At 62.3% G+C, this 19,964-nt stretch carries 16 protein-coding genes; 12 read left to right on the top strand and 4 right to left on the bottom strand.

Going from position 1 to position 19,964, the window contains the following annotated elements:
- Positions 1-66: 66 nt before the first annotated feature.
- From AC0GNR_RS14295 to AC0GNR_RS14285, 3 genes are all read left to right on the top strand, one after another.
- On the top strand, positions 67-1,029 hold the full coding sequence (locus AC0GNR_RS14295; protein ID WP_472901589.1) for an IS5 family transposase: 963 nt from the start codon (positions 67-69) through the stop codon (positions 1,027-1,029).
- A 208-nt stretch (positions 1,030-1,237) separates the two neighbouring features.
- Positions 1,238-1,426, top strand: coding sequence for a hypothetical protein (locus AC0GNR_RS14290; RefSeq protein ID WP_472901588.1), 189 nt, complete (start codon positions 1,238-1,240; stop codon positions 1,424-1,426).
- 11 nt (positions 1,427-1,437) lie between these two features.
- Entirely contained in the window at positions 1,438-4,458 is a 3,021-nt protein-coding gene (locus tag AC0GNR_RS14285) for a type III restriction-modification system endonuclease (protein ID WP_472901587.1), read from the top strand.
- A gap of 20 nt (positions 4,459-4,478) precedes the next feature.
- On the opposite strand, the gene AC0GNR_RS14280 is transcribed toward AC0GNR_RS14285, so the two are convergent.
- The 3 genes from AC0GNR_RS14280 to AC0GNR_RS14270 all read right to left on the bottom strand — a co-directional run bounded on the left by AC0GNR_RS14280 (position 4,479) and on the right by AC0GNR_RS14270 (position 8,510).
- Positions 4,479-5,918 carry a tyrosine-type recombinase/integrase gene (locus AC0GNR_RS14280; RefSeq protein WP_472901586.1) on the bottom strand — a complete coding sequence of 480 codons (1,440 nt, stop codon included), beginning with the start codon at positions 5,916-5,918 and terminating at the stop codon, positions 4,479-4,481.
- A gap of 643 nt (positions 5,919-6,561) precedes the next feature.
- Positions 6,562-7,320: a 3-hydroxyacyl-CoA dehydrogenase gene (locus AC0GNR_RS14275; protein ID WP_472901585.1), complete on the bottom strand. Its 759-nt coding sequence runs from the start codon at positions 7,318-7,320 to the stop codon at positions 6,562-6,564.
- A gap of 134 nt (positions 7,321-7,454) precedes the next feature.
- Positions 7,455-8,510 carry an extracellular solute-binding protein gene (locus tag AC0GNR_RS14270; protein ID WP_472901584.1) on the bottom strand — a complete coding sequence of 352 codons (1,056 nt, stop codon included), beginning with the start codon at positions 8,508-8,510 and terminating at the stop codon, positions 7,455-7,457.
- Between the two features lie 99 nt (positions 8,511-8,609).
- Between AC0GNR_RS14270 and AC0GNR_RS14265 the strand changes: the two genes are divergently transcribed.
- Positions 8,610-9,545, top strand: a complete 936-nt coding sequence (locus tag AC0GNR_RS14265) for a patatin-like phospholipase family protein (RefSeq protein ID WP_472901583.1) — start codon at positions 8,610-8,612, stop codon at positions 9,543-9,545.
- 221 nt (positions 9,546-9,766) lie between these two features.
- Here AC0GNR_RS14265 and phaP read toward each other — a convergent pair whose 3' ends face one another.
- Positions 9,767-10,309: a TIGR01841 family phasin gene (gene phaP, locus AC0GNR_RS14260; protein ID WP_472901582.1), complete on the bottom strand. Its 543-nt coding sequence runs from the start codon at positions 10,307-10,309 to the stop codon at positions 9,767-9,769.
- Positions 10,310-10,564: 255 nt separating this feature from the next.
- Here phaP and AC0GNR_RS14255 point away from each other — a divergent pair, with 255 nt between their 5' ends.
- From AC0GNR_RS14255 to AC0GNR_RS14220, 8 genes are all read left to right on the top strand, one after another.
- Entirely contained in the window at positions 10,565-11,551 is a 987-nt protein-coding gene (locus tag AC0GNR_RS14255) for a histone deacetylase family protein (protein ID WP_472901581.1), read from the top strand.
- Positions 11,548-11,997 (top strand): acyl-CoA thioesterase, encoded by a 450-nt coding sequence (locus AC0GNR_RS14250; RefSeq protein WP_472901580.1) that lies wholly within the window; start codon positions 11,548-11,550, stop codon positions 11,995-11,997. The genes AC0GNR_RS14255 and AC0GNR_RS14250 overlap by 4 nt, the downstream gene beginning before the upstream one ends.
- On the top strand, positions 11,994-12,719 hold the full coding sequence (locus AC0GNR_RS14245) for a nitroreductase (protein ID WP_472901579.1): 726 nt from the start codon (positions 11,994-11,996) through the stop codon (positions 12,717-12,719). The genes AC0GNR_RS14250 and AC0GNR_RS14245 overlap by 4 nt, the downstream gene beginning before the upstream one ends.
- A 38-nt stretch (positions 12,720-12,757) precedes the next feature.
- Positions 12,758-13,105, top strand: a complete 348-nt coding sequence (locus AC0GNR_RS14240) for an FKBP-type peptidyl-prolyl cis-trans isomerase (RefSeq protein WP_439113391.1) — start codon at positions 12,758-12,760, stop codon at positions 13,103-13,105.
- Between the two features lie 180 nt (positions 13,106-13,285).
- The gene (locus tag AC0GNR_RS14235) at positions 13,286-14,284 is read left to right on the top strand and encodes a 2-hydroxyacid dehydrogenase (protein ID WP_472901578.1); all 999 of its coding nucleotides are present in this window, start codon (positions 13,286-13,288) and stop codon (positions 14,282-14,284) included.
- Positions 14,281-15,801: a DNA recombination protein RmuC gene (locus AC0GNR_RS14230; RefSeq protein ID WP_472901577.1), complete on the top strand. Its 1,521-nt coding sequence runs from the start codon at positions 14,281-14,283 to the stop codon at positions 15,799-15,801. The genes AC0GNR_RS14235 and AC0GNR_RS14230 overlap by 4 nt, the downstream gene beginning before the upstream one ends.
- A gap of 8 nt (positions 15,802-15,809) precedes the next feature.
- A complete protein-coding gene (locus tag AC0GNR_RS14225) occupies positions 15,810-16,964 on the top strand; it encodes an MFS transporter (RefSeq protein ID WP_472901591.1) in 1,155 nt (384 codons plus the stop codon).
- A 94-nt stretch (positions 16,965-17,058) separates the two neighbouring features.
- Complete coding sequence (locus AC0GNR_RS14220) at positions 17,059-19,902, top strand: monovalent cation/H+ antiporter subunit A (RefSeq protein ID WP_472901576.1); 2,844 nt, start codon at positions 17,059-17,061, stop codon at positions 19,900-19,902.
- The last annotated feature ends 62 nt before the right edge of the window (positions 19,903-19,964 follow it).

The following is a 19,964-nucleotide window of genomic DNA, read 5'->3' as shown; positions in this document are numbered from 1 at the left end:
GGAAACTCTGCAAAACCACCCCAGCGGCATGGCAGATGTAAGCCCAGCGCGGCACACTCGGGCACCATGAAACAAAGCAGCTTTGACTTGAACCTGAGCACGCGCAAGACCCGCAAGCAGGTGTTTTTGCAGCAGATGGAAACCGTGGTTCCATGGGCTGCCCTGGTCGAGCTGATAGCCCCGTATTACAGCGAAGGGCGCAATGGTCGCCCACCCTTTGCGCTGGAGACGATGCTGCGAGTGCACTTCATGCAGCAGTGGTTCAGTCTGTCAGACCCGGCCATGGAGGAAGCCTTCTTCGACACACCGCTTTACCGCGAATTCGCTCAGCTCGATACCTTTGGCCGACTGCCCGACGAGAGCACCATTCTTCGGTTCCGCCACAGGCTGGAGAAACACAAGCTGGCCGATCAGATCCTGGCCACCGTCAACGAACTGCTGCAGCAGCGCGGCTTGCTGCTCAAGGCCGGCACCGCTGTAGATGCCACCCTCATCGCCGCGCCCAGCTCCACCAAGAACAAAGACAAAGCGCGAGACCCCGAGATGCACTCGAGCCAAAAGGGCAACGAGTGGCACTTTGGCATGAAAGCCCACATAGGCGTGGATGCCGACTCGGGCTTGGTGCACACCGTGCGAGGCACCTCGGGCAACGTAGCCGATGTCACCGAGGGCAACAGCCTGCTGCATGGTCAAGAGACGGACGTGTTCGGTGACGCGGGCTACCAAGGCGCAGACAAGCGCCCCGATGCAAAAGCCAGCCACAAATGGCATGTGGCCATGCGCCCAGGCAAGCGCAAGAAGCTGGACAAAGACAGCAACTCGAGGGATGCGCTGATCGACAAAGTCGAGAAGATCAAGGCCGGGATTCGCGCCAAGGTGGAGCACCCGTTTCGGGTGATCAAGCGCCAGTTTGGCTTCACGAAGGTGCGATATCGGGGTCTGAAGAAGAACACCTTGCAGATCAAGACGCTGTTTGCGTTGTCCAACTTGTGGATGGCCCGTCACAAACTGATCGGAGCACAGGCGTGAGTGCGACCGAAACCGGGTCAGTGGCCCTCAGGCGGCCCCAAATGGGGCAAACCGGATACGAATTCCAACCCAAACTGTGCCGGATCGCGCGAAAGCTCATCGGACGAAACTCCGTCAGGCACGTAACACGCTGGCTGGTGGGTTTTTCAGAGCATCCCTAGCGCTGCCCATTGCCAAAGAGACCATTGACGGTAAGTTGGTCTACTTTGTGGATGGCAATGCCCTGGCCGCATGCTTTGACGAGGGTGTCAGCGAAGACTTCGTGAAGCTATTGGCCAAGCGTGAACCGCTGCGCGTGGTGTTCCGCGATGCCGGTTTTGCTACCGACAGCGTGAAGATCAACGTGGAGCAAATTTTCAAGCTGATGAGCCCCAGCACCGAAGTCAAAGCCATTTGAGCGGCATGACCATGAAGCTCAAATTTAAAAAACAGGCCTACCAGACCAACGCTGTGGAAGCCGTGGCAGATTGCTTTGCCGGGCAACCTAAGCGCGAAGGGCTCAATTACCGGGTGGACCCAGGCCGTGCCGTGGATGCCAGTGGCCAAGCAGTGGCTGCGCTGGAAACCGTGGGTTTCAAAAATGCAGATCTGGCGTTAACGCCGGGCCAGATGCTGGAAAACATCCATGCCGTGCAGCGTAGGCAAAACCTGCCCTTGTCCGCCGCGTTGGTCAAAACCAAGGTGTGCGACATCAATCTGGATGTAGAGATGGAGACGGGCACAGGCAAGACCTATTGCTACGTCAAGAGCATGTTCGAGCTGAATGCCCGCTATGGGTGGAGCAAGTTCATTGTGGTGGTGCCCAGCATCGCCATCCGGGAGGGGGTGTTCAAGTCGCTGGAAATCACCGCCGAGCACTTTCTGGACGAATACAAGAAGCGCGCCCGGTTTTTCATCTACAACTCCAAGCAGTTGCACAACTTGGAGAGCTTTTCCAGTGACGCGGGCATCAACGTCATGGTGATCAACGTGCAAGCCTTCAATGCCACGGGCAAGGACGCGCGCCGAATTTACGAGGAGCTGGATGACTTTCAGTCCCGCAGGCCCATTGACGTGATCAGTGCCAATCGGCCCATCTTGTTTCTGGACGAGCCGCAGAAGATGGAAGGCGGCAAGACGCTGGATTCACTGGCCAACTTCAAGCCGCTGGCAGTGCTGCGCTATTCGGCCACGCACAAGACGGCCCACAACAAGATTCACCGGCTGGACGCGCTGGATGCGTACAACCAGAAGTTGGTCAAGAAAATCGCGGTGCGTGGCATATCGGTCAAAGGCCTGACCGGCACCAATGCTTACCTGTATTTGGAGTCCATCGAGGTGTCCACCGCAGCACCCGTGGCGCGGGTTGAGCTGGAAATCAAGCAGAACAACGGCATCAAGCGCGTGCTGCGCAAGCTGTCCCGCAATGACAACCTGTTCGACCTGTCTGGCGACTTGGAGCAGTACCGGGGCTTTGTGGTGGCCGACATCAATGCGCTGACCAACACGGTGACCTTCACTAATGGCCATGAGCTGGTGGCGGGCGAGGCTACTGGCGATGTCAGTGAATCGGCTTTGCGCCGCATCCAGATCCGCGAAGCAGTCAAAGCCCACTTTGAAAAGGAACAGGCGCTGTTCGCCCAGGGCATCAAGGTGCTGTCGCTATTTTTCATTGATGCGGTCAGCAAATATCGCAGCTATACCGAAGCGGGCGAGCAGCCCGGCGAGTACGCCCAGATGTTTGAGGAAGAGTACAACCTGCAACTGACCGAGGTGCAGACACTGGAGGACACGCCGTACAACCGGTATCTCAAAGGCATTGCGACCACCCAAACGCACAACGGTTACTTCTCCATCGACAAGAAGACCAAGCGCATGGTGGACCCGGAGACGGGTAAAAAGTCCACCGAGGCCGACGACGTGGATGCGTATGACCTGATCTTGAAGGACAAGGAACGGCTGCTGTCGTTCGACGAACCGGTGCGTTTCATCTTCTCGCACTCCGCTTTGCGGGAGGGTTGGGACAACCCCAACGTGTTCGTGATCTGCACTTTGAAGCACAGCGACAACACGGTAAGCCGCCGCCAGGAAGTCGGGCGCGGGCTGCGTTTATCGGTCAATCAGCATGGCGACCGCATGGACAACGCAGCCACGGTGCACCAAATCAACGTGCTGACCGTGGTGGCCAGCGAGAGCTACAAGGACTTTGTGACCGCCTTGCAGCGTGATATCAGCGAGGGATTGTCGGAGCGACCAAGGGTTGCTGACCAGGCCTACTTCAAAGGCAAGGTTTTCAAAACCACCAGCGGCGACGTTGAGGTGACTGCCGAAATGGCAACTGACATCGAGTTCTACCTGATCCAAAACGGCTATGTGGACAAGAAGCGCAGCATCACGCAGAAGTACCACGACGACAAGAAAGAAGGCACGCTAGCCGCCTTACCTGACGAGTTGGCAGTGCATGCCGAGCAGGTTTTGGTGCTGATAGATAGCGTGTTCAGTGATACCCAGCTTCCCGAAATCGGTGATGACCGCAAGGCCAAAACCAATCCACTGAACGCCAATTTTGAGAAAGCCGAGTTCAAGGCGCTTTGGAATCGCATCAATCGCAAGGCTGCGTATACGGTGGAATTTGAAACCCCGGAGCTGGTGGCCAAGTGCGTTAAGGCCTTGGAAACCGAACTAAAAGTCAGCCCGATGCAGTACACCGTGGTGGCCGGGGAGCAGGCAGACACCGCCACCTATGACGGTATTCGGCAGGGCGAATCGTTCAAAGTGACCGAATCCACGACGGATTTTCACCGCGCGTCAGCCCACTCCGCCGTCAAATACGACCTGATTGGCCGACTGGCCGGAGAGACGCAACTGACCCGCGCAACCGTGGCCAGTGTGTTGCAGGGGATCAACAAAGCCGTGTTCAGTCAGTACCGGACCAACCCGGAAGACTTCATGCAGAAGGCCGCGCGCCTGATGAACGAACAGAAGGCGACCGTGATCGTGGAGCATATTGCCTACGACCCCACGGGTGACACGCACACCATGGACATCTTCACTCAGGACAAGCCGAAGGAAGATTTCAGCAAGGCGGTGAAAGCCGACCACCATATTTACGACTACGTTTTCACCGACTCCAAGAACGAGCGCGACTTCGTGCGCGGGCTGGACACCAGCACCGAGGTGGTGGTGTATGCCAAGCTGCCCAAAGGTTTTTTTATTCCCACTCCGGTGGGCAACTACAACCCCGACTGGGCCATTGCGTTCCAGGAGGGCAAGGTCAAGCACGTCTACTTTGTCGCCGAAACCAAGGGCTCAATGTCCAGCATGGACCTGCGGAAAATCGAGGAAAGCAAGATCGAATGCGCCCGCAAGTTCTTCGCCAAAATCACTTCCGATCAGGTTAAGTACGACGTGGTGGATGGGTATGGGAAGCTGATGGAGCTGGTGGCTTAGCTTGGTGTGAACGACTCCGTTCAACGACCCCTCTGCAAAGGAACGACATTGGTTACCCGGCCATCGGCCATGTCTTGCAGTAGCGCCAGGCGACTGCCCAGCAGTTTCCACGCTTCGCGCATCGGGCCTTCGTACTGAGCGCGCTGGTAGATACGCTTGACCTTTCCCACCTCGGCGTGGTTCAGGCACTTTTCAACCACATCGGGGAGGGCGCCGAGTTCTGCCATGGTGGTGGCCGCTGTCCGGCGCAGGTCATGCGGTGTCCACTTGCCGCCGGGCAGCACCAGTGCCTCCACGCCCTTAGATCGGCCGCTCATGGGTGCCTCACCAGGGCGTTGCCTGTCGCCCACTTGCTTCGTAACGGTCTTGACGCACACATGGTCGGCAAAGTCAGGCTGATCTTTTTTGGCATGTGCGGCCGGGAAAAGCCAGGGCGTCAGACCGGTGTTTTCACGCAGGCGCTTTAGCTGGCACAGCGCAAAGTCACTCAGCCAAATTTCATGCCGCTTGCCGTTCTTGGTCTCGGGCAGGGTCAGGCTCCGCCGCTCAAAGTCCACATGCTCCCAGCGCGCAGCCAGCACTTCACCGATGCGGGCGGCTGTCGCCAATTGAATCAGCAGCGCCAGTTGGCTGGTGGCAGCGAGCCCTGCCTTGGGCAGCTTCTGAAACAACAGGATCAATTCAGCTTCGCTCAACACGCGGTCGCGCTCAACGTCCGCACCGATGCGGGCCTTTTTCACGCGAGCAGTGGGGTCGGCATCCACATAGTCCCGATCCAGCGCGAAACCAAACATTTGGCGCATGTCGGCCAGCGTTTTTTTGGCGGTGCGCACCATGTTCTGTACTGGGGTGGCGCGTGATTTGATGGTGTCCACGATCTCCTGGATGTGCGCCTTGCTCACGTCAGCCGCCGCCACATTGCCGATGAGCGGGAAGACATCCCTCTCAAAAGAGCGCTGCGCCTCGCTGCCTTTGTCGGCGCGCTGGACCAGTTCCAGTCGCTGCCATTGGTCAAACAGGCTGCGAACAGTCATGCGGGCGGTCTTTTCGGCCAATACTTGCAGCCGCAACTGTTGCTGGTGCACAGCTTCTTGCCGGTCCGCTTCGATCTTGAGGAGCTCGGCCTCACGTTCGGCCGCCAGGCGCAGTTGGTCGGCCTCGCGGTCGGATTGCACTTGTTCGCGCACGAGCTGGTTTTGTGCCACCGGGTCAATGCCGCTTTGAATCTTCACCCGCAGGGCATCGCGGTCTTTGCGGATGGCGGTGATGTCTGCCTTCGGCCATGTACCGACCAGCACTTCGCGTGATTTGCCACCAAACTTGTAGGCGAACCGGAACTGAACCGAGACGGCACCGTCGCGCGCCACGTAGACCTTGCCCTTGAGCGAGCCCCCGTCAGTCAGTCGGCGCCCGTGGTCCGCAGCGTTCAGCGCTTTGAGTTCCAACACAGTCAGTGCCATAGGAAACCCCGGTAGACTGCGCTGTCTCCGTTGTCCCAACCATTGTCCCAACCGCAGCGCAGGATTTCAGTGTATCGGAATGAACGTTGCTGGACGGTGAGTTTGTGAAGAATGAAAAAAAGTCGTTTAAATTCAACTGCTTAAATCAGTTCTGAGCTCTTGCTGAATCGCCTTGAATTTTCTTACACTTGCATGGGGTGCAAGGGGTAGCGAGTTCGAATCCCGCCACGCCGACCATTTATACGAAAGCCCGGAGTTTCACGACTCCGGGCTTTTTTGTTTTTTACGGCCAAAATCTTAAATAACTGTAAGTAAACCATAGACTTACAGAAATAACGTTCCCCCAAAGGGGGCGCGATTCGCTGGGTTGATAAAGTACTTCTGTGCCCACAGTGGTCCCCGTTATGCGACAAACGTGCGGGCAAATCGGCTGAAAGGCGTCCAGGTAGTCGCAGCACCGGGGTCTCCCGCGCGATCTTCCTCTCGTTGGACACTTCTTTGTGCGGGTGATGTCTCACCCGGCTACCGGCCTGAACACAAGTTTTGAGGGCGGTCGGTGGTCGTGGGTGGCAAGCCTGCGATTGCCTTGTGTGCCTAGAACCGGCGCAGCGGGCGGACTGAGGGGCCCGACCCACCCTAAAACTCAGCGCGGGGCCAGGCGTATCGCTCCGTCCAGGCGAATCACTTCGCCATTGAGCATGTCGTTTTCAATGATGTGCTTGGCGAGTTTGGCGTAGTCGGCGGGAGTGCCCAGGCGGCTGGGGAACGGCACGCTGGCGGCCAGGGCGTCTTGCACTTCTTGGGGCATGCCAAACAGCATGGGTGTGCCGAAGATACCGGGGGCGATGGTCATGTTGCGGATGCCGTTGCGCGACAGGTCGCGGGCAATCGGCAGCGTCATGCCCACCACGCCGCCTTTGGATGCGGCGTAAGCGGCCTGGCCAATCTGGCCGTCGTAGGCGGCTACGCTTGCTGTGGAAATCAGCACGCCGCGCTCACCCGTGGCCTCGGGCTCGTTTTTGCACATGGCATCGGCCGCCAGGCGGATCATGTTGAAGCTGCCCACCAGGTTGACCATGATCGTTTTGGTGTACACACCCAAGCTGTGTGGTCCGTTTTTGCCCACGGTCTTTTCAGCGGGCGCGATGCCGGCACAGTTGATCAGCCCCATGAGCTTGCCCATGGACGTGGCCTGGGCCACCACCGCCTGACTGTCGGCCTCGCTGCTCACGTCGCATTTCACAAACGCGCCGCCAATGTCCTTGGCCACGGCTTCGCCTTTTTCGACCTGCATGTCGGCGATGACCACAGTAGCGCCGTTGGCCGCCAGCATGCGCGCCGTGCCTTCACCGAGTCCCGATGCGCCGCCGGTGACGATAAATACCTTGCCTGCGATGTCCATGTGTTGCTCCTTTGTGGGTTGATTGACGTTGACGTAAACGTCAATTATGCGGCACAAAAAAGCCCGCGAACAGCGGGCTGGTTGGGCAAGGGGGCATTCGGTCCAGGGCAGCGCTGAACCGCCGCAGGGTGGGCTTACTTGTACCCCACTCGGTCCAGCATCTGCTGCACCTTGGTCATGTTTTTCGCCACCACACCCAATGGAATGGTTTCGGCCTTGAAGTTGTCACCGCCCATGGCCTTGATGGCGGGATTGGCGATCTTCAGACCTTTCACGGCAGGAAACTCGTTGTTGCCGTTGGCAAAGTAGTCCTGTGCAAACGGGCTGGCCAAAAATTCCATGAACTGGATGGCGTTGTCGCGGTTTTTGGCATGCTTGGCCACGGCGGCACCGGCTATGTTGACGTGGGTGCCACTGGTGCCCTGGTTGGGGAACACCACCCGAACTTTTTCCATCACGGCGCGGTCTTCGGGCTTGGTGGATTTGAGCAGGCGGGCCACGTAATAGGTGTTGCTCAGTGCCACGCCGCATTCGCCAGAGGCCACGGCCTTGATCTGATCCGTGTCGCCACCTTTGGGAGCGCGGGCCATGTTGCTCACCACGCCCTTGAGCCATGCCTCACCTTGCGCATCGCCCAGGCGCTCGACCACGGTCGCAAACAGCGAGAGGTTGTACGGATGCGAGCCCGAGCGGGTGCACACCAAGCCCTTGAGCTTGGGGTCGGCCAGTTGGTCGTAGGTGGCCACGTCAGCGGCTTTCACGCGCAGCGGGTCGTAAATGATGACGCGGGCACGGGTGGAGAAACCGGTCCAGGTCACGCCCTCAGCGGTGGGGGTGGCCCGCAGGTTGGCCGGAATGGCGGCGTCCAGCTTGGCCGATTTGAACGGCTGGAACAGGCCCAGGCTGTCGGCCGAGGCCATGCGGGCCGCGTCCACCAGCAAGATCACGTCGGCCGGGGATGCGGCGCCTTCGGCGCGCAGGCGCGCCACGATGCCAGCGTCGTCCGCATCCACGCGGTTGATCTTGATGCCGGTGGTTTTGGTGAAGGTGTCGTACATCACCTCGTCGGTCTGGTAATGACGTGCCGAGTACAGATTGAGCACTTTTTCTTGTGCTAAGGCCTGCGACTGGACGCCCAGTGCGGCAACGGTGGCGGCGATGACAATAGGGAGCTTGTAGAGGGTGCGCATGTTGAAGCCTTCGATGAATGGGCAAATACCCACTGAGCCGTTGAGATGACCGGTTCAGCGGATCCGACTAAACTGAGCTTGATGCTAACACAAACACGAATGGTTCTCAGTAAGAAAACGTTGATCTGGATCAACGCCTGGCTTGTACTGGCCTTGGCGGGCTGTTCAGCCGTGCCAACAGCGCCGCCCGAACTGCCGCCCGGTGCCACGGGCCCCGTGAGCCCGCCGACTGTGGTGGCGCCAGCCCTTAGGCCGCCTAGGCTGGGTTTGGCCCTGGGCGGTGGGGCTGCGCGGGGTTTCGCGCATGTGGGGGTCATTCAGGTGTTGGAGCAGCACGGCATTCGGCCGCAGGTGGTGGTGGGCACGTCGGCGGGCAGCCTGGTGGCCACCCTGTATGCCAGTGGCAAAAATGCCGCCGAGCTGGAGCGGGTGGCCATGACGATGGAAGAAGCCACCCTGACCGACTGGTCGCTGCCCATCATGGGGCGCGGCATGCTGCGAGGCGAGGCGCTGGCGCGCTATGTGCGGCAAGCGGTGGACGGCCGGCTGATTGAGAACATGAGCCTGCCGCTGGGCATTCTGGCCACCGACCTGAGCACGGGGCAGGGCGTGCTGTTTCGACGCGGTGACGCGGCGCAGGCCGTGCGGGCTTCCAGCGCTGTGCCGGGGGTGTTTACGCCGGTCAACATTTCAGGGCGCGACTATGTGGACGGCGGGCTGGTGGCACCGGTGCCGGTGAGCCAGGCGCGTGCCATGGGGGCCGAGGTGGTGTTGGCGGTGGACATTTCAAGCGACCCACAAGGCAACGACGCCAACGGGCTGTTGAAATTGCTGCTGCAAACCACGGCCATCATGGGTCAGACGATCAACCGGCACGAACTGGCCAGCGCCGACGTGGTGTTGCGGCCTGCGTTGTCGGGTGTGGGCAGTGCCGACTTCACGGCGCGCCAGCGCTCCATCGAAGCGGGCCGCGCAGCCATGCTCGCTGCCATGCCCCGTTTGAGGGCCGAGCTGGCCAAGCTGAGGCCGCAGTAGTCTGCAGGCGACAGGTCAAAAAAAAAGCCCCCGCTTTGCAGCGAGGGCTTAAGGGGTCCGATGAAATCGAATTTCGAAAAGGACCCGAGGAGACAACCAGAAAAAACAGTCTTGATGTTCAAGCGCCGCCTTTTGAGGTCAAGCGCATGGTGCAGTGGATCCAGTATCAACGCATTGACCGAAGTCAAGCGGCCGGATCAGCCACACCATGGCGGCTCAATTCAGCGCTTCTTGGTGGCCGTCTTCGATGCGTTCACAGCCGAAGAGGTCACGGAGTTGAAGTTGGCTTCGGCCATTTCGGTGGCTTGCTTGACAGCTTTTTGAACCGATTCCATGGCGTTGTTGGCCGCAGACACGGCGCTCTTCATCACGGCCACAGCGGTTTCGGAACCGGCTGGTGCGTTCTTGGAAGCGTTGTCCACAACCGACATGAATTTCTTCTGTGCGTCGGTGGCCTGGGCTTCAGCAGCCTTGCCAAATTCGGCGCTGGTGCCCGAAGCGATGTCGTACAGGTGGCGGCTGTAGGCCACGGTCTTTTCAGCCAAAGGCTGCATCAGGCTGGCTTGCAGCGTCAGCAGCTCTTGGGCGTCTTTCACGCTCAGCATGGCTTGGGTGCTGTTGGCGGACTCAGACAGAGCAGCCTTGGTGGCTTGCACGTTGAGTTCGACCAGCTTTTCCACGCCTTCGAATGCTTTTTGGGTCAGACCAAAAATGGTCTCGATGTTGGCTTTTTGGGCTGCAACGATTTGTTCTGCGGTCAACATATTCATACTCCTAAACTTTGAAAAAAGGTTTAGTTGAAGGCTGCTGGGAACTTCGCGCTGTCTGTACGCTTTTGTTATTGTTCGCTTTGCTGCGCTGCAACATAGTTTCTATTATAGGGATTACCCCAAACCACGCAAGCATTTTTTGCTGCGCTGCAGCATATTAGGCCTTTCCTTCTAAAACCGGGGTTCTCCGCCCTGGTTTCGAAGGGTTGACACAATCGAGGGCCTTGTTTCTCGCCGTTTGACCCACCTGTGCACGCTTTTTACGCCGATCATTTTGTCCTGCCGTTGCCAGACGGGCACCGCTTTCCCATGGCCAAGTACGCCCGCCTGCGCGAGCGCCTGAGCGCCGAGCTGCCCCAGGTAGACATGCACGAGGCCTTGGCCGCCAGCGATGGCGAGCTGGCCCTGGTGCACACGCCCGACTACATTGCAGCGGTGGCGCAGGGCACGCTGGGTGCCGCTGCCCAGCGCGAGATTGGATTTCCGTGGAGCCCGGCGATGGCCGAGCGGGCACGCCGCTCCGTGGGGGCCACGCTGCAGGCCTGCCGCAGCGCCATGGGTGGCGCGGGCCTGGCGGCCAACCTGGCCGGTGGCACCCACCACGCCTACGCCGACAAAGGCAGCGGCTTTTGTGTGTTCAACGACGCCGCCGTGGCGGCCAGGCTCATGCAGGCCGAGCACGCACGCAGCCATCGGGCGCGTGGGCCGTTGCAGGTGGCCATCGTGGACCTGGACGTGCACCAGGGCAACGGCACGGCGCGCATTTTTGCCAACGACCCGTCGGTCTTCACGCTCTCGCTGCACGGAGCCAAGAACTTTCCGTTTCGCAAGGAGCCGAGCGACCTGGACGTGGAGTTGCCCGATGGCTGCGACGATGCTTTTTATATGGAGGCGCTGGAACGGGCGCTGGACGAGCTGACCCAGCGGTTCGAGCCAGGCCTCGTGATTTACCTGGCCGGTGCAGACCCCCACGAAGGGGACCGCCTGGGGCGGCTGAAACTCAGCTACGACGGCCTGGAGGCGCGCGACCGCCGCGTGATGGACTGGGCCTGGCAGCGCCGGGTGCCGCTGGCCTTAACCATGGCGGGCGGCTACGGCCACGACATGGAAACCACCGTACAGGTGCAAATGCACACCTACCGCACCGCGCTGGCCTACCACCAGCGCTGGCAGGCGCCGCCGCCCGCGCAGGCGACAGCCACCCGCGCCGCGCACTGGCACAATGCCGCGCCATGAGCCAAGCCGCACCCACCACCCGCCCGCAAGCCCACCCGCGCAGCCACTACCGCGTGTTCCGCAGCATCGGCACCCGCTGGGCCGACAACGACGTCTATGGCCACGTGAACAACGTGGTGTTCTACAGCTGGTTTGACACCGCGGTCAACGCCCACCTGATCGAGCAGGGCGCGCTGGACATCCACGGCGGGTCGGTGATCGGGTTGGTGATCGAGACGCAGTGCAACTACTTTGCACCGCTGGCTTTCCCCCAAACGGTGCACGCCGGCCTGCGTGTGGCGCACTTGGGCACGTCCAGCGTGCGTTACGAGGTGGGCCTGTTTGCCGAAGACAGTGACACCGCCGCCGCCTACGGTCATTTTGTGCATGTGTATGTGGATCGCGACACGCGTCGCCCGGTGCCACTGCCCGAACCCCTGAAAAAAACCCTGGAGACCCTGCGATGACCCAAAACCCCGTAGCCACCCCTGTGATCGACGCCACCAGCGTGGACGCGGCCATCACCAGCCGCATGTCGGCGCGCGCATTTTTGCCGCAGCCCGTACCACGCGCCACGCTGGAGCACATTTTGCAGGTGGCCAGCCGCGCGCCATCCGGCACCAACACCCAGCCCTGGAAGGTGTATGTGATGCAGGGCGCGAGCCGCGACACGCTGGTTGACAAGGTCTGCGCTGCCCACGACGCCATGCGCGCCGACCCGTCGCTGGCCGAGCAGTACCGCGAGGAATACGACTACTACCCCGAAAAATGGGTCAGCCCGTACATTGACCGCCGGCGTGAAAACGGTTGGAGCCTGTACGGCTTGCTGGGCATCACCAAGGGTGACAAGGACAAGATGCATGCGCAGCACCAGCGCAACTACCGGTTTTTTGATGCGCCGGTGGGCCTCATGTTCACGCTGGACCGCGTGATGGGCCGGGGCTCGCTGGTGGACTACGGCATGTTTTTGCAAAACATCATGGTGGCCGCGCGCGGCCAAGGTTTGCATACCTGCCCGCAGGCGGCCTGGAACGGCTTTGCCAAAATCATCCTGCCGCACATTGGCGCTGGCGAGAGCGAAATGCTGGTGTGCGGTATGGCCCTGGGCTATGCCGACCCGGCCGATCCGGTCAACGGTTTTCACACCCCGCGCGAGCCCGTGGCGAGCTTCACGCATTGGCTGGAATAATCGAGCCCTTTTCTCTTTTTCAAACACAAGGAAACACCATGATCACCACCCCCAGCGGCCTGCAATACGAAGACACCGTGGTCGGTAACGGCGAGATCGCCCAGGCTGGCGGCCCCGTGCAGGTGCACTACACCGGCTGGCTGTTCAACAACGGCACCCAGGGCGCCAAGTTCGATTCGAGCAAAGACCGCGGCCAGCCGTTTGAATTCCACCTCGGTGGTGGCCAGGTCATCAAGGGCTGGGACGAGGGGGTGCAGGGCATGGCCGTGGGTGGCACACGCCGCCTGGTCATCCCGGCCGCGCTGGGCTACGGTGCACGCGGCGCGGGTGGTGTGATTCCGCCCAACGCCACGCTGCTGTTTGAGGTGGATTTGCTGGCTGTATAAGTTTCCCCCTGAGCCGCTTCGCGGCTTCCCCCCAAGGGGGACACCACCTGTGGCCCGGCAAGCCGGTTCCACGGTGGTTGCTGGGCTGGGACACGCGCTCTGTGTGAGGTTGCTTGAGATTCCCCCGTGCGCCGCTTCGCGGTTTCTTCCTGATGAAACAGTTCTACCGGAGCACATGACATGACCCAACGCCCCTCCATTCTGGTGGCCCGCGCCATCTTCCCCGACGTGGTTGCTCGCCTTCGAGAGCACTTTGACGTCGAAACCAATCACACCGACGCACCCTTCACGCCCCAGCAATTGGCCGAGCGTCTGCAGGGCAAGGTGGGCGTGCTGACTACCGGCAGCGAACGGGTGGACGCCGCGCTGCTGGCGGCTTGCCCGCAGCTCAAGTTGGTGGCCAACATTGCGGTGGGTTACAACAATTTTGACGTGTCGGCCATGACAGCGGCCGGCGTGCTGGGCACCAACACGCCCGATGTGCTGACCGAGACCACGGCCGACTTTGGCTTTGCCTTGCTCATGGCCACGGCACGGCGCGTGACCGAGAGCGAACACTTTTTGCGCGCCGGTTTGTGGACCAAATGGGCGCTGGACATGTTTGCGGGCGCCGAGGTGCACGGCAGCACGCTGGGCATTCTGGGCATGGGCCGCATCGGCCAAGGCATTGCTCGGCGCGGGGCGCATGGCTTCGGCATGAAGGTGATCTACCACAACCGCTCAAAGCTCGATGCTGCCAGCGAGGCCGCCTGCCAGGCCACGTATGTGAGCAAGGCCGAACTGCTGCAGCGGGTGGACCACCTGGTGCTGGTGCTGCCTTACAGCGCCGAGTCGCACCACGCCATCGGTGCGGCCGAGTTGGCGCAGATGAAACCCACCGCCACGCTGATCAACATTGCCCGCGGCGGCATTGTGGACGACGCGGCGCTGGCCCTTGCGCTGCGCGAGCGGCGCATTGCTGCGGCCGGGCTCGACGTGTTTGAGGGCGAGCCCAAGGTGCACCCCGATCTGCTCACCGTACCCAACGTGGTGCTCACGCCGCACATTGCCAGCGCCACCATCGCCACCCGCAAGGCCATGGCCAACCTGGCCGCCGACAACGTGATTGCCTTCCTGACCCAAGGCCAGCCCCTGACCCCTCTGAACCCCGAAGTGCTGCCGAAAGTGTTGAACGCATGACAAACGACTGGTTGGTGTGGGCACTGCTGGTGCTGGTGGTGTTGAACCTGTTGCTGGGTTTCTGGATGTTGCTGCGCCGCCGCCCGGTGGATGCCGACGAAGTGGCCCACCGCCAGCAGCTGCTGGGTCTGCTGCAGCAGCACAGCCTGCAAATGGGCCAGCGGGTGGAGCGGGTCGAAAGCGAGCTGCGCCGAGAAATAGCCGAAAACGCACGGGGCGGGCGCCAGGAAATCCAGCAGACGCTGGCCACTTTTCAAGAAACGCTCACGCGCCAAGACGCCGAAGCCACCCGCACGCAAAACACCCAGCTCGACGCCTTTGCCCAGCAACTGCTGCAGTTGCGGGGCACGCTGGGCGACACGCTCACGGCGCAGCTGCAGGCGCTGGGCCTGGCCATGAACAGCCAGGCATCTGAGGCCACCCGCACGCAAAATGCCCAGATCGACGCTTTTGCCCAGCAGCTGGTGCAGCTGCGCGGCACGCTGGGCGACACGCTGACCCGCCAGCTGCAAGACATGAGCGAGGGCAACGCGCGCCGCCTCGCCGAGATTCGCACCACGCTCGACGGCCAGCTGGCCCAGCTGCAGCAAAGCAACGCGGCCAAGCTCGACGAAATGCGCGCCACCGTGGACGAAAAACTGCAGAGCACGCTGCAGGCCCGCCTGGGCGAGAGCTTCAAGCAAGTGGCCGACCGGTTGGAGCAGGTGCACAAAGGCCTGGGAGAAATGCAAACCTTGGCCCAGGGCGTGGGCGACCTCAAGCACCTGCTGACCAACGTCAAAACCCGTGGCATGTTCGGCGAGGCGCAACTGGCCGCGCTGCTGGAGCAGGTGTTTGCACCCGACCAGTACGCCACCCAGGTCACCACCAAGCCCGGCAGCCGCAACGTGGTGGACTTCGCCATCAAGCTGCCCGGCCGAGGCGACGACGGCGCGCCGTGCTGGCTGCCCATTGACGCGAAGTTTCCCAACGAAGACTACGAGCGCTTGCTGGATGCGCAGCAGCGGGCCGACGCCGAGGGCGCCGAGCTGGCCGCGCGCGGGCTGGAACAGCGGATCAAGCTCGAAGCCAAGAGCATGGCCGACAAGTACCTGGAGCCGCCGCACACCACCGACTTCGCCATTCTCTTTCTGCCCACCGAAGGCCTGTACGCCGAGGTGCTGCGCCGGCCTGGGCTCATGGAGGTGTTGCAGCGCGAATACCGCGTCACGCTGGCCGGGCCCACCACGCTCATGGCCATGCTCAACTCGTTGCAAATGGGCTTTCGCACGCTGGCGCTGGAAAAGCGCAGCAGCGAGGTGTGGCAGGTGCTGGGCGCGGTGAAGACCGAGTTTGGCAAGTTTGGCGATGTGCTGGCCAAGGTGAAGAGCCAGACCCAGACCGTGCTGAACACGCTGGACAGCGCCGAAACCCGCAGCCGCGCCATGGGCCGCGCGCTGAAGGCGGTGGAGGCGCTGCCGCAAGACAAAGCCAGCGCGCTGCTGCCGCTCGACCCTTCTGACGCCGCCGACGTGTGAACCCCACGTTGCGCGCTGGCCTGTCGCGGCTGATTGCGGCCCAGATCAGCCTGCACGCCTGCATGACCGGCTTTCGCATGGCCGCGCCGCTGATGGCGCTGCGCGAGGGTCACAGCCCGGTAGCGGTGGGCATGCTGCTGGCGCTGTTTGCGTTGGCGCAGGTGTTTTTGGCGCTGCCGGCCGGGCGCTACGCCGACCGCCGGGGGCTGAAAAAGCCGGTGGTGCTGGCCGTGGGCGTGGCCACCGCCGGTGCAGCGCTGGCGGTGGCGTTTCCAGTGTTTGGCGTGCTGTGCATCACCGCGCTCACCTGCGGCGCGGCCACGGGCCTGGCCATGATTGCGCTGCAGCGCCATGTGGGGCGCCTGGCCAGCAACCCGACCGAGCTCAAACAAGTGTTCAGCTGGATGGCCATCGGGCCGTCCATTTCCAATTTCATCGGCCCCTTTGCGGCGGGCTTGCTGATCGACGCCTATGGCTTTCGGGCCGCTTTTCTGCTGCTGGCGCTGTTGCCTTCGCTGGCCTGGTTCTGGGTGCGTGGCACGGTCGAGCTGGAGCCGGTGGCGCCCGAGCACCGCAACGCCAGCGGCTCGTCGTGGAACCTGCTGCGCGACGCCGGGTTTCGCCGCCTCATGCTCATCAACTGGATGCTGTCGTCGTGCTGGGATGTGCACACCTTTCTGGTGCCGGTGATCGGCCACGAGCGCGACCTGAGCGCCACGGTGATCGGCGCCATCCTGGGCGCCTTTGCGCTGGCGGCCACCGCCATTCGGCTGGCCATGCCGTGGCTGGCCGCGCACCTGCGCGAGTCGGTGGTGATCGGCACGGCCATGGTGTGCACCGCGCTGCTGTTTGCGGTGTACCCACTGGTGCAGGCGGCCTGGGCCATGGGGGTGCTGTCGGTGCTGCTGGGGCTGGCGCTGGGTTCGGTGCAGCCCATGATCATGAGCACGCTGCACCAGATCACACCGCGGCACCGGCACGGCGATGCGCTCGGTTTGCGGGCCATGGCCATCAACGGGTCAAGCGTCGTCATGCCGTTGCTGTTTGGCTCGGCGGGGGTGGTGGTGGGCGTTGCCGGTGTGTTTTGGGTGGTGGGCGCGGTGGTGGGACTGGGTTCACGCCTGGCCTGGACGCTGCGTGCCGAAGCAGCAGGTTCTCCCTGACGGTAGCTCAGCGATAAACAGGCACTCATTTCAGGGTATGCACCGAATGGCGTCCCACATCTTTTAGAATCCAGCCCAACTTGAAGGAAGCGCCGTGCTGTTATTGATCGTTTTACTTCCGCTCTTGCTGGGTACCGCCGCCACCTTCTGGCTCGGATCGAGGTCGCGTTTGCTCACCGCCCTGGCGGCTGGCGCCGTGACCGCGACGAGCCTGGGCCTGCTGCTGAGCCAGGCGCCAGCGGTGATGGCGGGCGACGTCATCATGAACGCCTGGGCCTGGGTGCCCGAGATCGGACTGAACCTCACCTTCAGGCTGGACGGCCTGTCCATGATGTTCGCTGGCCTGATCTTGTTCATCGGGTTGATGATTGTCATCTACGCGCACTTCTACCTGAGCCCCAAAGACTCGGTGGGTAAGTTCTACAGCGAGATGATGCTGTTCATGGCCGCCATGCTGGGCGTGGTGCTGTCCGACAACTTGTTGCTGCTGGTGGTGTTCTGGGAACTCACCAGCCTGTCTTCGTTCTTGCTGGTGGGCTACTGGAGCCACCGGCCCGATGCCCGCGCCGGCGCACGCCAGGCGTTGGCCGTGACCGGTGGCGGCGGCCTGGCCATGCTCGGTGGCTTTGTGCTGCTGGGGCAGATTGCGGGCACCTACGAACTCAGCGCCATGCTGGGCAACGTGGCCGCCATCCAGGCCGACCCGATGTTTGTGCCCGCCTTGTTGCTGATTCTGATCGGCGCCTTCACCAAGAGCGCGCAGTTTCCGTTCCATTTCTGGCTGCCCGACGCCATGGCCGCACCCACGCCGGTGTCGGCCTACCTGCACTCGGCCACCATGGTGAAAGCGGGCGTTTTCCTGCTCATGCGCATGTACCCGGTGCTGGCGGGATCGGGCTGGTTTGAGGTGATCGTGACCACCGTGGGCCTGATCACGGTGCTGTTCGCGGCCTTCATCGCCATCTTCAAACACGACCTGAAAGGCCTGCTCGCGTACTCCACCGTGAGCCACCTCGGGCTCATCACCTTTCTGGTGGGTCTAGGCTCGCCGCTGGCTGCTGTGGCGGCGGTGTTCCATGTGCTGAACCATGCCACCTTCAAGGCCTCGTTGTTTATGATCGCCGGCATCGTGGACCACGAAACCCACAGCCGCGACATGCGCAAGCTCGGTGGCTTGTGGGCGCTGATGCCGTGGACGGCCACCCTGTCCATGGTGGCGGCCGCTTCGATGGCCGGTGTGCCGCTGACCAACGGCTTCCTGTCCAAAGAGATGTTCTTCACCGAGGCGGTGGTGGGTACAGCGGGCGTCTGGGCCTGGCTGGTGCCGGCTGCCGTGACATTGGCCGGCATTTGCAGCGTGGCGTATTCGCTGCGCTTTGTGCACGACACGTATTTCAACGGGCCCCTGGGCGACGTGCCCAACACACACCCGCACGAGCCCCCGCTGGGCATGAAGCTGCCGGCCATGCTGCTGGTGGCCATGTGCATTGTGGTGGGCTTGCTCCCGGCCATCACCTTTGGCCCGCTGGTCGACGTGGCGGCCACGGCCCTGGCCGGCAAACCGCTGCCCGAATACCACCTGTCCATCTGGCATGGCTTCAACCTGCCGCTGCTCATGAGTGCCATCGCACTCGTGGCGGGCGTGGGCCTTTACCTGCTGCTGGCCAAGGGCAAGCGGCTGCACCGCATCGAGTCCGAAGCCTGGTTTGGCCCCGCCACCGGGCGGCAGATATTTGACGGTTTGATCGATGGCCTGTTTTCCATGGCCGGGCGCATTTCGCTGCGGCTGGAAAGCGGCTCTTTGCAGCACTACCTGGCCTGGACGGTGGGTGCTGCCATCGCCGTGGTGGCCGTGACCGTGCTGGGCAGCGGCTCGGCCATGGGCACCGGCCCGCGCGAGCTGTTGCCGGCTTCGCCCCTGGCCATGGCCATCTGGCTGCTGCTGGCGGCCACCACCGTGACCCTGGTGCTGACGCACCACCTGCGGTTCCAGTCGGTGGTGCTGGTGGGCGTGGTGGGTCTGGTCACCTCGCTGACCTTTGTGAGCCTGTCGGCTCCCGATCTGGCGCTGACCCAGTTGTCGGTGGAGGTGGTGTCCACCGTGCTGCTGCTGATGGGCCTGGCTTTGCTGCCCCAGCACTCGCCGCGCGAGTCCAGCAGCCTGCGCCGCGTGCGCGACGGCGCCCTGGCGCTGGCGGGTGGTGCGGGCATGTCGTGGCTGGCCTGGGTGCTGTTGACCCGCGACCACGACTCCATTTCCTGGTATTTCCTGGAAAAGTCCATGCCCGTGGGCGGCGGCACCAACGTCGTCAACGTGATCCTGGTGGACTTCCGGGGTTACGACACGTTCGGTGAAATCACCGTGCTGGGCATTGCCGCCATTGGCGTGCTGGCGCTCATGGAAGGCATGCGCACGCGCCGCCCTCTGGCCGACACCGATGGCCGCAGCTGGACCTTTGCCGAGCAGCCCCTGCTGTTGCGCGTGGCGGCCGCGGTGGTGCTGCCAGTGGCGCTGGTGTTCACCATCTACATCTTCATGCGTGGCCACAACCTGCCGGGCGGTGGTTTCATCGCCGGCCTGATCACGGCCGTGGCGCTGGTGCTGCAGTTCATGTCCATGGGGCAGGCCAAGGCCGAGTCGCTGCTGCGCGGCCAGGCCGGACGCCGGTTTGTGAAATGGATCGGTGCCGGCCTGGGCATTGCCGGGCTCACCGGTGTGGGCGCGTTTGTGTGGGGGCGTCCGTTCCTCACCAGCGCCCACGGCCACCCGCATGTGCCTTTGCTGGGCGACCTGCCGCTGGCGTCTGCCGCGCTGTTTGACTTGGGCGTCTACCTCGTGGTGGTGGGCGCCACGCTGCTGACCATCTCGGTGCTGGGCACCGTGAGCCGCGAAGGCGCTCAGCCCGCCAGCCCACGCCAGCCGGAGTCTGCCGCATGAACGACGCCATCCGACGGTATTCACCATTCCCTTGCACGGCCGTGAGACACACCAAGGAACCC

The sequence above is a fragment of the Hydrogenophaga sp. LT287 genome (assembly GCF_055702805.1).
The sequence above is the reverse complement of the archived record's forward strand: the minus strand, read 5'-3'. Positions and strand labels throughout refer to the sequence as shown.